Annotated in this window: 11 protein-coding genes; 4 read left to right on the plus strand and 7 right to left on the minus strand. The window is 76.6% G+C overall.

The features are described 5' to 3' along the window. Nucleotides 1-83: 83 nt before the first annotated feature. Nucleotides 84-530 (minus strand): Lrp/AsnC family transcriptional regulator, encoded by a 447-nt coding sequence (locus ACVWNX_RS30165; protein ID WP_454411349.1) that lies wholly within the window; start codon nucleotides 528-530, stop codon nucleotides 84-86. A 165-nt stretch (nucleotides 531-695) separates the two neighbouring features. Here ACVWNX_RS30165 and ACVWNX_RS30170 point away from each other — a divergent pair, with 165 nt between their 5' ends. After that, entirely contained in the window at nucleotides 696-1235 is a 540-nt protein-coding gene (locus tag ACVWNX_RS30170; protein WP_454411350.1) for a rhodanese-like domain-containing protein, read from the plus strand. Nucleotides 1236-1538: 303 nt separating this feature from the next. Here the strand turns inward: ACVWNX_RS30170 and ACVWNX_RS30175 are convergent, their stop codons facing one another. Next, nucleotides 1539-2186 (minus strand): TetR/AcrR family transcriptional regulator, encoded by a 648-nt coding sequence (locus ACVWNX_RS30175; protein ID WP_454411351.1) that lies wholly within the window; start codon nucleotides 2184-2186, stop codon nucleotides 1539-1541. Nucleotides 2187-2356: 170 nt separating this feature from the next. Here ACVWNX_RS30175 and ACVWNX_RS30180 point away from each other — a divergent pair, with 170 nt between their 5' ends. Further along, entirely contained in the window at nucleotides 2357-3175 is an 819-nt protein-coding gene (locus ACVWNX_RS30180; RefSeq protein WP_454411352.1) for an alpha/beta fold hydrolase, read from the plus strand. Between the two features lie 221 nt (nucleotides 3176-3396). Here the strand turns inward: ACVWNX_RS30180 and ACVWNX_RS30185 are convergent, their stop codons facing one another. After that, a complete protein-coding gene (locus ACVWNX_RS30185) occupies nucleotides 3397-5088 on the minus strand; it encodes a DUF885 domain-containing protein (RefSeq protein ID WP_454411353.1) in 1692 nt (563 codons plus the stop codon). Nucleotides 5089-5297: 209 nt separating this feature from the next. On the opposite strand from ACVWNX_RS30185, the gene ACVWNX_RS30190 reads away from it, so the two are divergent. Then, a complete protein-coding gene (locus ACVWNX_RS30190) occupies nucleotides 5298-5822 on the plus strand; it encodes a hypothetical protein (protein WP_454411354.1) in 525 nt (174 codons plus the stop codon). Between the two features lie 65 nt (nucleotides 5823-5887). Here the strand turns inward: ACVWNX_RS30190 and ACVWNX_RS30195 are convergent, their stop codons facing one another. The 4 genes from ACVWNX_RS30195 to pdxR all read right to left on the minus strand — a co-directional run bounded on the left by ACVWNX_RS30195 (nucleotide 5888) and on the right by pdxR (nucleotide 13805). Beyond that, nucleotides 5888-7426, minus strand: coding sequence for a GNAT family N-acetyltransferase (locus tag ACVWNX_RS30195; RefSeq protein ID WP_454411355.1), 1539 nt, complete (start codon nucleotides 7424-7426; stop codon nucleotides 5888-5890). 461 nt (nucleotides 7427-7887) lie between these two features. Beyond that, complete coding sequence (locus tag ACVWNX_RS30200) at nucleotides 7888-10656, minus strand: DUF6493 family protein (protein ID WP_454411356.1); 2769 nt, start codon at nucleotides 10654-10656, stop codon at nucleotides 7888-7890. After that, the gene (locus ACVWNX_RS30205) at nucleotides 10653-12095 is read right to left on the minus strand and encodes an SWIM zinc finger family protein (RefSeq protein ID WP_454411357.1); all 1443 of its coding nucleotides are present in this window, start codon (nucleotides 12093-12095) and stop codon (nucleotides 10653-10655) included. Before ACVWNX_RS30205 ends, ACVWNX_RS30200 begins: the two co-directional genes overlap by 4 nt. 126 nt (nucleotides 12096-12221) lie before the next feature. Further along, the gene (gene pdxR / locus ACVWNX_RS30210; protein WP_454411358.1) at nucleotides 12222-13805 is read right to left on the minus strand and encodes a MocR-like pyridoxine biosynthesis transcription factor PdxR; all 1584 of its coding nucleotides are present in this window, start codon (nucleotides 13803-13805) and stop codon (nucleotides 12222-12224) included. Between the two features lie 47 nt (nucleotides 13806-13852). Here pdxR and ACVWNX_RS30215 point away from each other — a divergent pair, with 47 nt between their 5' ends. Further along, a complete protein-coding gene (locus tag ACVWNX_RS30215) occupies nucleotides 13853-14839 on the plus strand; it encodes an EamA family transporter (protein WP_454411359.1) in 987 nt (328 codons plus the stop codon). The last annotated feature ends 210 nt before the right edge of the window (nucleotides 14840-15049 follow it).

The raw sequence follows: 15049 nt of genomic DNA on the forward strand, positions 1-15049 counted from the left end.
TCCCCCGGGCCGGACCGGGCCCGTGCGACGCGCCGGATGCCGTTCCGGCGGGTCGGTTGCCGTTCCGGCGGGCGGCGCCGGTCTCAGCGGGCGACCGCCCGGCGGGCCAGCGGCGACGAGTACACCACACTGGTCGTCACCGACCCCAGGGCGCCGATCCGGCCGGACACCTGCTCCAGGTGCGCCATCGACCGGGCCGCGACCTTGATCATGAAACAGTCGTCCCCGGTGATGTGGTGCGCCTCCAGGATCTCCGGCGTCACGGCCACCAGGTCGTGGAAGGGCTTGTAGTTCCCGGTCGGGTAGCGCAGCCGGACGAACGCCAGGATCGGCAGCCCCAGCCGCTCCGGGTCCACCACCGCCGCGTACCCCCGGATCACGCCCGCCTCCTCCAGCCGCCGCACCCGCTCGGTGACCGCGCTCGGGGACATGGACACCGCGCGCGCCAGCTCCGCGTAACTGGCCCGGCCCTCGCGCTGGAGGACCTCCAGGATGCGCCAGTCGGTGGCGTCCGGGGAAAAGTCGGTCATGGGCGAGGAATAGCAGGGGAAACCCCGGCGGAACAAGTCGGGCCCCGTGGAACGGCCGTTCTGCCGGGGCGGTCGCCTCCGTAGATTCGTGGGTGCCGGAGAAGCCGCCCCCGCGTTCCGGGAGGCGCCCCGGACAGCCGACACCCCGACCCGTGGAGCGATCCGATGACCGTGCCCGCCGCACTCCCCACCGTCCCGCACGATCCGACGGCCGCGCCCGCCGCGCCCGCGACCGTCCCGCACCCGCACCCCGTGCTGCGCGTCCCGCCCGCCCCGCCCGAGCGGGCCGCCGCCCACTTCGCGGCCTCCCTCGCCTTCCACACCGACGTCTCGGACGTGGCCGCCGCGCTGGCCGGGGGCGGCGACCCCGGGTTCACCGTCGTGGACTGCCGGTCCACCGAGTCCTGGGACCAGGGGCGTCTGCCCGGCGCCGTCCATCTGCCCACCGCGCTCGTCCCCGGGCAGGCGGACCGGCTCCTCGACCGGGCGGTGCCCGTCGTCGTCTACTGCTGGGGCCCCGGCTGCAACGGCGCGGCGCGGGCGGCCCTCGCCCTCGCCGAACGGGGCTTCCGGGTCAAGGAGATGCTCGGCGGCTTCGAGTACTGGGCCCGCGAGGGGTTCGCCTACGAGACCTGGGAGGGCCCCCGGCGCCGGGACCCGGACCCGCTGACCGCGCCCCTGGGAGCCGGGACCTGCGGCTGCTGAGGCCCGGGAGCCTGGTGCGCCGGTCCGGGGCGCGGGTCCGGGGCGGCGCGTGCGGTGCGTTCACGGGCCCGTCGGTCCATGGGCGGACGGCCTGCGGGTCCGCCGTGCCGTGGGGCGACGGTCGCAGGGGCGTGCTGGTCAGCGGGTGGAGGCCGGTCCGTGGACGGAAGGGCCTGCGGAGGGCCGGTTCGTGGCGCGACGGCCCGGGGGCGTCCTGGTCAGCGGGTGGGCCGGTCCGGAGAGGGACCGTTCGCGGGGGTGACGGTCCGGCCGGCGGGAGGGCGTGTCGTCCGGTGCCGGGGCTCAGGACCCGTCGCTGCCGGGCCACGCCCGCATCGCGGTCGCGGCGATCGCCTCCAGCGTCGCCCGGTCGGCTCCGTCCCGGGCCTGCTGGTTCATGCCCTGGACGACGGCCGCGTAGAAGGCCGCGAGCGCCTCGGCGTCCGTGCCCGGGGGCAGTCGTCCCGCGTCGGCGTCCTCGCGGATCAGCCCGGCGAAGGACGCCTTCGCCGCCTCCCGCATGTCGCGCAGCCGGGCGCCCACCTGCTGGGAGCCGGGGCCGCAGTTGGCCGCCGCCGTGATGATCAGGCAGCCCGGCGGATGGCGGGGGTCGGTGTAGTCCGCCGCCAAGTGGCGCAGCCGCGCGGCGATCGCGGTACGGGCGTCCGGGCCCTCCAGCGGAGCCGCCCCGTAGGTGCGCCGGTAGAGGTCGACCGCCTCGTCGAACAGCCGCTCCTTGTCGCCGAAGGCGGCGTACAGGCTGGGCGGGTTGATCCCCATGGCCCGGGTGAGCGAGGCGACGGACGTCGTCTCGTACCCGTGCGTCCAGAACTCCTCCAGGGCGACGGACAGGGCTCTGTCCCGGTCGAAGGCGCGCCGGGTCCGGGCGCGACCCGGGCGCGCGGGGGTGTCCTCGCGGGTGCCGGTGCTTCCCTCTTCGCTCGTGCTCACCCCATCACCCTACCCCTCTTTGTAGCGATCGCTAAAGAAGTGTTGCTAGGGTTGCGCTCATCGGGGCTTTAGCGATCGCTAAAGGTGAGTCCTTCCTGGGTGCGCGAGCCTGCCCGGGGCGGCACTCCCCTCGATGGACAGTCCGCCGCCCCGCAGTTGAGGAGCCCGTCATGACCGCTCTCGCCGCCTCCGCTCCCGCCGCTACCCCGGTCACCCCCGCCCTCTCCCTCCCCTACGCCCGGACCGTCGCGGGATCCGGGCCCGGTCTGCTCCTCGCCCATGGAGGGGGCGGGGGTATCCAGGCCAACTACGGGCCGATCCTGGACGGGCTCGCCGCGCGGCACGCGGTCGTCGGGGTCGACTATCCGGGGTCGGGGGACACCCCGGTCGCCACCGCCCCGCTGGAGCTGGACGACCTGGTGGACCAGTTGGTGGCGGCGGCGGACGCGCGGGGGCTGCGCACGTTCGGGGTGTCCGGCTACTCCCTGGGCGGCGCGGTCGCCGTGCGGCTGGCCGCCCGTCACCCGGAGCGGGTCACCGGACTCGTGCTGAGCGCCGCGTTCGCCCGCCTCGACCGCCGTACCGACCTGGCCGCCGCGCTCTGGCGGCGGCTGTACGACTCGGGGGACGCCACCGCGCTCGCCGAGTACCTCACCCTGCTGGCCTCCGGTCCCGCCGCCCTGGACTCCCTCGCCCCCGACCGGCTCCGGGCGGTGGTCGGGGAGGTGGCGGCGACCGTCCCGCCCGGCACCGGTGCCCAGGTCGACCTGGTGCGACGGGTGGACGTCCGGGCGGACCTCGCCGCCCTCGACGTCCCGACCCTCGTGGTCGTCACCACCGCCGACGCGCTGGTCCCCGCCGACCTCCAGTACCGGCTGGCCGCCGCGATCCCCGGTGCGGAGACCGCTGAACTCCCCACCGGCCACCTGCCGTTCGTGGAGGCGCCGGACCGGTGGCTGGAGCTGATCACCGGATTCCTCGGCCGGTGAGGAAGGGCCCGGTGAACGGTCGCCGGGGAACCCGTGAGGTGCGGAACCCCGCGCGGCGCGGGTTCCGTTCCCTCCCGGGCCCGGGCCCGGGCGCGGCGCCGCCGCCGGTGGCCGCGCCCGTCCCGTACGGGACACCGCCCGTCCCGTACGGGATACCGGCCGCGCCGGGACGGACACCGCGCCGCGCGCCCGGACGCGAGGTCGGGACGACCCGCCCGGACTCAGAGCCGGGACAGCTCGTCGACCAGGTCGTCCAGGCCCAGCGAGCCCTGGGACAGCGCCGCCATGTGCCACGCCTTGGCGTCGAAGGCGTCCCCGTGCCGCTCCTGGGCGCGCTCCCGCCCCAGCAACCACGCCCGTTCCCCGAGCTTGTAGCCGATGGCCTGCCCGGGGATGGAGAGGTAACGGGTCATCTCACTGGACACGAAGTCCGCCGGACGGCTGCTGTGCGCCCCGAAGAACTCCTCCGCCAGCGCGGGGGTCCACCGTTCGCCGGGGTGGAACGGCGAACCGGCCGGGATCTCCAGCTCCAGGTGCACGCCGATGTCCACGATGACCCGCACCGCCCGCATCATCTGGGCGTCCAGGTACCCCAGGCGCTCCTCGGCGTCCGCGAGGTAGCCCAGCTCGTCCATGAGCCGTTCCGCGTACAGCGCCCAGCCCTCGCAGTTGGCGCTCACCCAGCCCACGCTCGACTGGTAGCGCGACAGGTCCTCCCGGACGTGGGCCCACTGCGCCAGCTGGAGGTGGTGACCGGGAACCCCCTCGTGGTACCAGGTCGACACCAGGTCGTAGACGGGGAAGCGGTCCAGCCCCATCGTCGGCAGCCAGGTGCGCCCCGGACGGGAGAAGTCCTCGGACGGGGAGGTGTAGTAGGGGGCCGCCGCGCCGCCGGGCGGGGCGATCCGCGACTCCACCACCCGGACCCGCTCGGCGAGGTCGAAGTGGGTGCCGTCCAGCTCCCGGATCGCCCGGTCCATCAGTTCCTGGAGCCACACCCGCACCTCCTCCACCCCTTCGACGTGCCGTCCGTGCGCGTCGAGGTGGGCGAGGGCCTCCCAGGGGGTGGCGGCGCCCGGCAGGACCTTCTCCGCCTCCCCGCGCATCTCGTCCAGCAGCCGGTGGTACTCGGCCCAGCCGTACGCGTACGCCTCGCCCAGGTCGAGGTCCGTGCCGTTGAAGTACCGGGACCAGCGCGCGTAGCGCTCGGCGCCCACCGCGTCGGGCGCGCCCTCGACGGCCGGGCCGTAGGTGTCCGTCATCCAGTCGCGCAGCGCCGCGAACGCCTCCCGGGCGATCCCCGCGGCCTCGGTCAGTGTCTCCCGCAGCGCCACCGGCGCGGGCGCCACGAAGTGCTCGAACCAGGAGAGCCCGTCCGCGTCCCGCTCCGTCCACTCGACGAGCTGACCGGTGAAGACGGCGGTCGGCCGGGGCCCCGCGAGCAGTCCGCGTTCCAGTCCCAGGGCGAGCGACTCCCGGTACCCGGCCAGCGCGGCGGGCACGGCGCGCAGCCGCTCGTCGATCGCGGCCCAGTCCTCCTCGGTGTCCGTCGGGGTGAGCGAGAACACCTCGCGCACGGCGTGCGGCGGATAGTGCATGTTGCCGACCGCGCGCAGGTGCTCCCCTGCCTCGTGGACGGCCAGCTCGGCGGTGAGCCGCTCGCGCAGCAGCCGACCGCAGCGCCGCTCCCGGTCGTCGGCGGCGCCGGGGAGCTCCTCGGCGGCGTCCAGGGCGGTCAGGGTCCGGCGCGCGAGGTCCGCCAGGGCCTCCAGCCCGGCGGGCGAGTAGTCCGGCAGGGCGTGGTGGCTCTCGCGCACCCCGAGGTAGGTGCCGGTGACCGGATCGAGGGCGACGAGGGCGTCGACATAGGCGTCGGCGACCTCGCGGGGGAGCGGGCTCTTCGTCTCTGACATGCGGACATCCTCGTACGACGACCCGCGCGCCGTCACGGGGAGGGGGTCCCGGGACCGGTCGGAGCCCCCGGGCGCCCCGCGAACCGGGAGCGCGCCGGGAAGTGCGCCGGGGATTCCCCGGGACGGTCCGCCGGAGTGTAACTTCGCCCGGGACGCCACGTGGGGAACCGTACGGGCGTCCCGGAACGTACCTGGGGGCGGGGACGGTGTTGGGGAAGAATCCGACCGGGCTGACGGCATGGCAACTGGCGGCGCTGACCGTGGTGGGCTCGCTGCTCATCGGACTGGCACTGCTGTTCGGGCTCAACTGGATGCTGGGGGGCCTGCTGCTCGACGAGGACGACTGTCTGGGCACCCAGGCCCGGGCGGACGAGATCTCCTCGGTCTCCCTGCTCGGCTCCCCGCCCGAGGGCGCCAGGGTCGCGGCGGGCTGGCACACCCTGGAGGTGGGCTGCCTCGACGACAGCGACGACGAACTCCTCTCCGCCACCCGCAGCTACGAGTTCACCGGGAACCACGAGGCGGTCCGCGACCACTACCGCGAACTGGCGGAGGAGGACGGCTGGACCCCGGTCGCCCTCGCGGACGAGCCGGTGCCCGGGGAGACGGGCGACGTCTGCTTCGAGAAGGAGCTGTCGGGCGGTGCCGTGCTGCTGCGGATCAGCTTCGACCCCGGGGTGTTCTGGGTGGGCACCGAGGCCGCGCTGGAGGACGACGAGCGGGTCTACTGCTGAACGGGCCGGTGGCGGGCCCGGACCTCCGGGCGCGGGGCCGTCCGGGACGGTGGACGAGGGTGCCGCTACCGGGGCCGGACCGCCGGTCCGTCCGGGGCGGCGGAAGGCGGACGCCGGACGGATCCGGTGGCGGCCCGGTTCCCGTGCGGACGGGCGCCCTCCCGCGGTCCGGTCAGCCGGGCCGTGACGACCAGGGTGCCGTCCTCGGCCCGGTGGTCGAGCGGGAGTCCGAGTCCGCGCATCGTGGCGACCATGGCGGTGTTGGAGGTCCGGGTCACCGCGTAGACGCTCTCCCGGCCCGACGCCCGCGCCAGGGCCACCAGCCCGCCGAGGAGTTCGCCGCCGACGCCCCGGCCCTGCCAGGCGTCCTCCACCAGCAGCGCCACCTCCGTCTCGTCCCCGTCCCACAGCAGATGGCCGAGCCCCACGAGGACGCCGGACGCCGTGCGCGCGGCCAGGGTGTGACCCGTGTCCGGGTCCAGCAGCCGTCGCAGCGAACGGTCCGTGTCCTGGGTGACGCCGTGGTACCGCGCCCGCAGGGTGTCGGCCGAGCACCGCTGGTGCAGGGCCTTCGCCGCCACCAGGTCGGCCGGGACGGCCCGTTCCACTCTCACGGCGCCGAGCTCCTCCTCCGCGCGCGGCGACCGGGGACCCAGCCGGGTGCCGAGGTCCACCAGCGCGCGGGCCCGCGCGCACTCGGCGGGGGTGAAGGGCAGCCCGGGCCGTTCCACGGTGAGCGTCCCGCCGTCCGGCGCGCGCAGCCGCAGCACCGTGCCCGGGACGTCCTGCCGGGCGTCCGGCTCCGGGGTGCCCGCCGCCGGGGACGCGGGGCGGGACCGGACCACGCAGCGGCCCAGCAGGTCCCGCAGGGCGAGGGGGAGTCCGGCCGGGTCCAGGGCGGCGCGGGTCGCGAGGCCCAGCACCCGGGTGGGGACGTCGACCAGGTCATGGGCGTCGGCCCGTTCGATCCGGGTGCCGGTACCGCCCGCGCGGTCGGCCGCCCGGACGATCTCCGCCGCGTCGAGCCCCGCCGGAGCGCTCAGCAGGAACTCGTCCACCGTGCCCTCGGCCAGCGGATGGGTCTGCAGACTGCGGATGTCCACCCCGTGACCGGCCAGCGCCGCGCACAACGCCGCCAGCGAGCCCGGCGCGTCCCGCACGGTGGTGCGCAGCCGCCACAGGACGCCCGCGCCGGGCCCGCCGGGAAGGTCAGCGGAAACGGGGGCGGGGGGAGCCGCGAGGGAAACGGGCGAGGCGGGTGAGACGGCAGAGCCGTCGGAGGTGCCCGGGGCGGTGACGGGCGACCATGAGCGCCGGGCGTCGAACCGGGTGGACGGCACCGGGCCCGTGGACCGGTCGCGGCGGCGGCAGCGGTGGGCCCACCAGGTGTGGAACGCCACCGTGGCCAGCAGGGCCGCCGCCGACATCGCCAGCAGTTCGGCTCCCTGGGGACCGTGGCCGATCAGATGGGCCAGGGTGTCCGCGACGGCCACCGCCGTGAACAGCGCGGCCAGTTCCACCACGTCGCGCCGCCAGTGGGGGCCGTGCCTCCCGGCTCCGGCGGGACGGGTCACGGGCGCGGGTTCAGGGGTGTCGTGGCTCATGGCACCACGCTGACGGGGCCGTGTTGCGCGCCCGGGCACCGTCTGTGACCGTCCGGTAAAACGCCGTGACCGTCCGGTTAACACCGTCCGCGACCGCTCGGTGGAGCAACGGGCGGACGGCATACGGCTGTCCGGGACGGGCCCTCCGGTGCGGGAAGCGCCTCGCACCGGACGCCCCTACCGGACGAGCGGTCCGCCGTACCCGGCACCCGGCAGGGGAGTGGCGGGAGGGCGCCCCCGCCAGCCACTCCGCCGGGCCGTGCCCTTGGCCGACGCCCAGACGGTGCGTGCCCTGCCCCGGCCCGGGCGGCTGAGGGGGACCCGTCCGGCCACCGCCCGGGCGGTCGAAGGCCACCCGCCCGGGCCGGTGTCCCCCAGCGCCGACCGGGTGATGCCCCGACTCGCTCCCCCGAGCCCGGCCGTCGGTCACCACCCCGTTCCGCCCCCGCTCCCGCCCGGGGTCATCCGGCGGTGACCACCCCCGTCAGGGAGTGCAGCCGCCGGGCCTGGACGAGCAGCCGGGCCGCGCCCGGCCGGGCCGCCAGCTCCGCGAGGTGCGGCACCGAGCCCCCGGCCCCGGAGCGCTCCACGCACTCCGCCGCCACGCTGAGCAGGTCCGCGAGCCCCCGGGCGGCCTGGCCGCCCCGCGCGGGCCCCTCCAGCAGGGACGGCAGTGCCTCGCGCAGCACCGCCCACACCGTCGCCTGGGCGCCGGTCGCCGCCGCCGTGCGGGCGCTGTCCACCGCCCGGGTCGCCTTGACCAGGCCCCGGGCCATCAGCGAGCCCAGCAGACCGCCCAGCAGCGCGGTGTCGAGCTGCTCGCGCGCGGCGAGCACCAGCAGGGCGTCCACCGCCGCGATCCGCTCCTCGCCCCGCTTGGCCCCGAGGCCGTGCGCCACGGACAGGTGCACCGCGGGACCCGCCGGGCCCGGCGCCTCGGCGAGGGCGGGCAGGTACTCCGCGTTCCCCGTGACGTCGAACGTGGAGGTCTGGGAGATCCAGTCCACGAAACGGGCCGCGACCACTTCCCGCAGCCCCGGCAGGGTCGCCAGCTCATCGGCCTGGGAGTCGAACGCCCAGTGGCGGCACGCGCCCGGCTGCGGCGCGTGCTTGACCGCGAGGCCCAGCCCGCCGAACGCCCCGGAGAACTCCTCCAGCAGCGCCGGGACCTCCTCCAGTCCGGGACGCAGCGGGCCCGCGTCGCCCTCCGGGACCACGGTGGTCGGCGGCGGGACGATCTCCCCGGCGCTCAGCCAGCGGGCGAGCCGGTCGCCCTCCGGAGTGCCGAGCGCGGCCGCCGCCGCGGCGTGCGCGGCGGCGGCCTCCGGACCCGCGCCGACGGCCGGGTCGCCCTCCGCCGCGCCGCCGTCCCGGCGCACCCGCAGCAGCGCCTGCGCGAAGTCCGCCTCGCCGGGCCGTATCCCGAGGCGCCGGTACCCGGCGAGCCGGGCCACCAGCTCGTCGGGCTCCAGCAGCCCGGACACCCAGGTCGGGGTGGCCAGCAGGAACGGCGGCGGCTCGCTGGCCACCTGGCGGGCGGCCTCCCACAGCCGGGCCGTGCGGGGCCGCCGCACATCGGAGTGGGAGCACCGGGAGCGCTCCGGGGTGATGGCGGCCTCCAGCCCCGAGGTGCGCAGCCGGGCCGGGGTGACGACGCCGAACAGGGTCGCGAGGACGACCTCGATCCCGTACGTGCTGTTCTGGAAGTAGGAGTCGGCGTCCAGGTGAGGATGCTTCCCGGGGTACCACCAGCGCCGGGTGACGACCGGGCGCACCGCCTCGATCAGGGCCTCCCGGTCGGTCCGCGCGTACCGCACCAGTCCTTCGAGGGTCCGCTCGAACTCGGCGACCCCGGTACGGCTGCCGCGTCCCGTGCCCAGGGCGCTGACCTCCTCGGCCAGCTCCGCCACCGAACCGATCGGGGGGTCCATCCGGCGGGGCTCGGGCACCGGCGGCAGATACTCCTGGTAGGGCTCTTCGGCGGGCTCCAGATCGGCCGGGGCGAAGCCCAGGGCGGTGGCGGCGCGTGCCCGCAGCGACGGGCTCAGCCGTCCGGCCGCTCCCAGGAGCCCGGCCCGGGTGTCCCCGTCCACCCGGCCGACGTGCTTCTCCACCAGCTTCAGCGCGCGCTCCTGGAAACCGGTGTCCTCGTGTTCGAAGACGTCCGTGACGGCGGGCAGCAGCTCGACGGCCGCGTCGGGGGAGGCCGCGAGCACCTTGCCGAGCAGGATCAACTGGGCGCGGACGAGCTTCTTCTCGGCCCGGAACAGGGCGCCCCGCGACATCTCCGCGATCTGGCGCGGCGTCAGGTCGCCGTCCAGGGCGAGGGCGCCGAGCACCGTCTGGGCGTGTCCGGCGACGGGGGCCAGGGCGTCCGCCACGAGTGCCGTCCAGTCCGCGACCCGGGCCCGCCGCTCCTCCCGGGTGGGGGCCAGCGCTTCGAGCAGCTTCAGGAAGACCCGCTGGTCGTGGAGCCGGCCGCCCCGCAGCAGCCGTGCCACACAGGCGTCCAGCATCGAGGCGCGGTCCAGCACGCCCTTGCCGGTCAGCTCGACCAGGGACGGGAGCCAGCCGTACCGCCCCTCGTGGCCGAACTGCCACTCCAGCGTCCAGCCGACGTCCTGCAGCTCGAACACGGTCATGACCAGCGGGACCAGATACGGTTCCTCCGCCAGCCGCTCGGTGAAGTGGACGCCGTGGGAGCGGGCCCGCCGGTTGTCGCCCAGCCAGCCGCGCACATAGCTGTCGGTGAGGGGCGGCTGCCCGCCGCAGAGTTCCGCCAGTCCGGCCATCAGCTCGTAGCGGATCCGCGCGGTCGCCGGACGCTCGGCCAGCCGCCGCAGCACCTCCCGCTGCCACTCCGGGTCCCGGTCGGACAGCAGGGTGACCAGTGTCTTGGGCGGCGCCGCCTGCCAGCGCATGTCGGCGCCCGCGAGCCAGGCGGCGGTGTCCGCGGCCCCCGAGTGACAGCCCGCGCCCGCCGCGTGCAGGGCCGGGTAGGACTTCCGGGAGGGATCCGACCAGGCGGACTGGCGCAACTCCTTGCGCAGCGCCTTCAGTTCCGGCAGCGCCGCCCTGCGCTCGGACTTCGGCATCCTCGGCAGCAGCGTGGTCACCGCCTGGAGCCTGCCGAGGCGGACCGCCGCCAGGAGTTCCCCGGCCGTGGTGTCCTCCGGGGTGGTGCCCTCCGCCGTGGTGGCGGCCGTTCCGTCCGTCGTCGTGGTGCTCATCGGGTGCCCTCGCCGGTCCTCGTCGTCTCCTCGGCGGACGCCACCACGGCGTCCGCCGTCCCCCCACCGGCGGCCGGTGCCACGGCCGCCGTCTCCCGGCGGGCCATCCGCACCGCCAGCGCGTGCTTGCAGGGGCCGCGCCCGCCCCGGTACTCGGCCCACCACTGGCAGGTGCAGCTCAGCCGTCCGCCGTCCTCGCGCACCCGGTGCACATGCCCGTCGGCGGCGGTCACCGTCCCCAGTCCGTCCGCGAAGGCCACGGCCCCGGCGCGCAGCAGGGCGAGCGCGGACCGTAGCCGCGGGTTGTGCCGCTCCACCCGCGAGGCGTCGTAGGGGAGTTCGCGGTGGAAGTACGCGGCCTCCGCCGTGTCGTAGCCGACCCGGCCCGAGGTGCCGAGCCGGACCAGTGCGGCCCGGACCCGCTCCGGGGCCAGCCCGGAGGAGGCGGCCAGGTCCGCGACGTCGATCCGGGGCTCCCAGGCGAGGAGCACCGAGACCAGCTCGGCGTCCTCGGCGGCCTCGTCCGTCGCCAGCGCCTCCAGCACCCCGCCCTCACCGGAGAACCCGCGCGAGGTCTCCGGGGACAGGGTGAGCGTGAGCCGCATCCCGGGCAGGACGACCTCCCAGGCGGCGGAGACGGAGGCGGCCCCCGCCACGGCCGGACCGTAGACCCGCAGCGCCGTGGCGTACCGCAGCACCCGCTGGAGGGCGACCAGCCGCTCCGGCCCGGGCAGACACACCGCGCCCGGCACCGGACGGGTGGTCTGCCGCAGGCTCCGCCCGGCGGGCACCACCCAGAGCGCGGACCGCGACCGGCCGCCCTTCGGCAGCGACCGCAGGAAGCGCACCGCCTCGGCGGCGGGCAGCTCGGCGCGCAGCTCGAAACCGGCGGCTATCACCTGGGCCTCGGCGAAACCGCGCAGCCAGCGGTCCGGCAGCGGCACCTTCTTCTCCACGACGGGGCCGTCGAGCGTGGTGACCGCCATCTCCTCGGGGCCGACCCGCAGATGCAGCGGATCGTCGGTGCCGATCCGGGACAGCGCCTCCCGCAACGGGTTGTTGACGTCGACGTTGGTCGTGCCGTGCCCGATCTCCCCGCCGTCCAGCCCGGGGGAGAGGACGTCGAGGCGCGCGTACACCCCGCCGCAGCCCGAGAACGACTCGAACCGCAGCCGGTCCCCGTTGCCGGTGACGACCGGGTCCAGGGACGCCAGCGCCTGGGGCTGGTAGTACCGGGCCGCCGCGACGTCGGCCACCGCCAGCAGCGCGGCCGAGGCGATCCGGGGCTCGGTCAGGAAACCGCTGAAGAACCGGGGGTGGGCCTCCCGGCCGCTCGGCGTGGCGCCCTGGGAGGTCTCCAGGCCGAGGAGCCGCCCGCCGGGCACGGACTCCAGCGAGGAAGGACGTGCGTAGGCCAGGGCGTGTAGTGATCGGGTCATGGGAAAAACCGTAGAGCCCCCCACTGACAAAGCCGTTGACCTGGGATAAGACCGGAAAACCAACCACCCGGCACGTTCCGGGCAGGCCAGGGGGCGGTACGACCCGGCTGACGGACCGGGCGCCGCTCATGGTCCGTCAGCCGCCCCCACCGCCACGGCGAGTCGGCGCACCCCGTCCGCGATCCGGGCCGGGGTGAGGTGCGCGTACCCGAACACCAGCCGCACCCGCCCGTCCCCGGTCCCCGACCCGCCGGGCGCCGCCCCGCCCCCGCCGTACGCCGACAGCGGCCGGACCGCGACGGAGGACGCCTCCGCCCGCGCCAGGAACGCCTCCTCGGGCCCGTACCGGCGGGGGAGCGCGGCGATCACGTGCAGCCCCGCCGAGATCCCGGTCACCTCCGCTCCCGGGAACTCCTCCCGCACCGCCGTGACCAGCGCGTCCCGCCGTTCCCGGTAGGCCCGTCCGCACCGCCGCAGCTGACGGTCGTACCCGCCGCCCTCCACGAACCGTGCCAGCGTCTCCTGGTCGGGGGACGGATTGCCGAGGTCCATGGTCCGCTTGCGCTCCACGATCGCCTCCGTCCACCGCGCGGGCGCCAGCAGCCAGCCCAGCCGCAGCCCGGGCGCCAGCGACTTGCTCACCGACCCCGTGTAGACCACGTGCTCCGGATCGAGCCCCTGGAGGGCGCCCACCGGCGAACGGTCGTACCGGAAGTCGCCGTCGTAGTCGTCCTCGACGACCAGCCCGTCCACCGCGCGCGCCCACTCCAGCAGCCCGGCGCGGCGGCCCGCCGAGTACGCGATGCCCAGCGGGAACTGGTGCGCGGGCGTCGTCACCACGCACCGCACCCCCGAGGCCGCCAGCGGCCCGGTGGCCACCCCTTCGCCGTCCACCGGCAGCGGGACCGCCCGCAGCCCCGTCGCGCCGAACAGCGCCCCGTACGCGGGCGTCCCGGGGTCCTCGACGCCCACCGCGCGCTCCCCGTCCGCCCGCAGCACCCCGCCCAGCAGGGTCAGGGCCTGCGCGACCCCCGAACACACCACCAGCCGCCGGGGATCGGCCACCACGCCCCGCCGCCGGGCCAGCATCCCGGCGAGGGCCGTCCGCAGCCGGGGCAGCCCGGCGGGGTCCGGATAGCCGAGCGCCGCGTGCGGCGCGTCCGCGAGCACCGACCGGTAGGCGGCCGCCCACGCCGCGCGCGGGAACAGCGACAGGTCGGGCGTCCCGGGCAGGAAGTCCACCCCCGGCCCGGACGGCCGGGGCGCCCGGTCCCGCACCGGGGCGCGCGCCGCCCGCGCGGTGTCGCCGACCCAGGTGCCCGAGCCCCGGCCGCTGCGCAGGTACCCCTCCGCGGCCAACTGCTCGTACGCCTCCGTCACCAGCCCCCGGGAGACCCCCAGGTCCGCGGCGAGGTCCCGGCTGGACGGCAGCCGGGTGCCGGGGGCCAGCCGTCCGCCGCGGACCGCCTCGCGCAGCGCCGACTGCAGGGCCCGGCCCCGGGCCCGCGCGGGCGCCGCCACGGCGGGCCGCAGCGACTCCCACACGGCGGTGCCCGCCGCCCCGCCGGGCCGGTCGGCCCCGCCCCCGGCGCGCGCGCCGTCGCCCCCGCCACCGCGCGCGCCGTCCTCCGCGCCGGAAGCGGTCGCGCCGGAAGCGGCCCCCGCGGTGGAAGCGGCGCCCGCACTGGAAGTGGTCCCCGATACGCTCATGGAAGTGGACCTTAAACCGGTCCACCCCGCTCCCTAACCTCGCCTCCATGAACGCGAACTCCGTGCGCGGTTCCCTGTACGCCGCCCTCGCCTGCGTCCTGGTCGGCGGCTCCTTCACGGCCAACAGCCTGCTCGGCGACTACCCCTACGCGGGCGGACTGTTCCTGCGCTACGGACTCGCCTTCCTGCTCCTGCTGCCCCTGCTGGGCCCCGGCGCCCTCGCCGCCGTCCGCGCGCTGGCCCCCCGCCAGTGGCTGAGGCTGCTGCTGCTCGCCGCCGTGGGCATGGTCGGCTTCAACTTCGCGGTCCTCGCGGCCGAACGCACCGCCGAACCCGCGGTGCCCGGGGTCCTGGTCGGCTGCGCGCCCGTGGTGGTCGCCGTGCTGGTGCCCCTGCTCGAAGGGCGCCGACCGCGCCGCGCGGTCCTCTACGGGGCCCTGCTGGTCGCGGTGGGGGCGTTCACCGTGCAGGGCTGGGGACGCACCGACGCGGCGGGGCTGGCCTTCTCCGTGTGCGCGCTGCTGGGCGAGGTGGGCTTCGCGGTGCTCGCGGTGCCCGTGCTGCGCCCGCTCGGCCCCAAGACGCTGTCGGCGGTGGTGTGCGGGCTGGCGACCCTGGAGGCGGCGGTCATCGGGCTGCTCGTGGACGGCGGCGACTGGCTGCGGCGGCCCGACCTCACGGAGGCGCTGGCCCTGGGGTGGACGGCCGTGGTGGTCACCGTCGTCGGCTTCGTCTGCTGGTACGCCGGGGTGCAGCGGATCGGGGCCGAGCGGGCCACGCTGTTCTCCGGTCTGATCCCGGTCGCGGCGGCGTGCACCGCGCCCCTGGTCGGCTCCGGCTCCTACGGCGCTCCCCAGGCGGCGGGCAGCGCGCTGGTCGCGGCGGGGGTGGCGCTCGGCGCGGGACTGCTCGGCGGCCGGGGCGCCGGGACCCCGGAGGAGGCCGCCGGACGGCCGGGGACCGGGGACGGCACGGAATCGGACGCCCTCGTAGGAGGCCGCCCGCGCACCCCGGGCGGGCCCGGCTCCCACTGATCAGCCGGAGCGGGGCCGCGCACCCGGCCCGCGCGTGGGCTCCGTGGCGCCCACCGCCCCACCGACCGACCGACCCACCGCGCGCCGCACCGGCCGACGGCCTGCGTGGCGCCCCGTCCCCGGCCCCGCCCTCGCCATCGGCCGCAGGGGACGACACCCCGCGCGCGTGGCACCCGTGGCCCCGCCGGTCACGGCCGGGACGGCGCGGGA

It is taken from the genome of Streptomyces sp. JNUCC 64, from assembly GCF_054484115.1.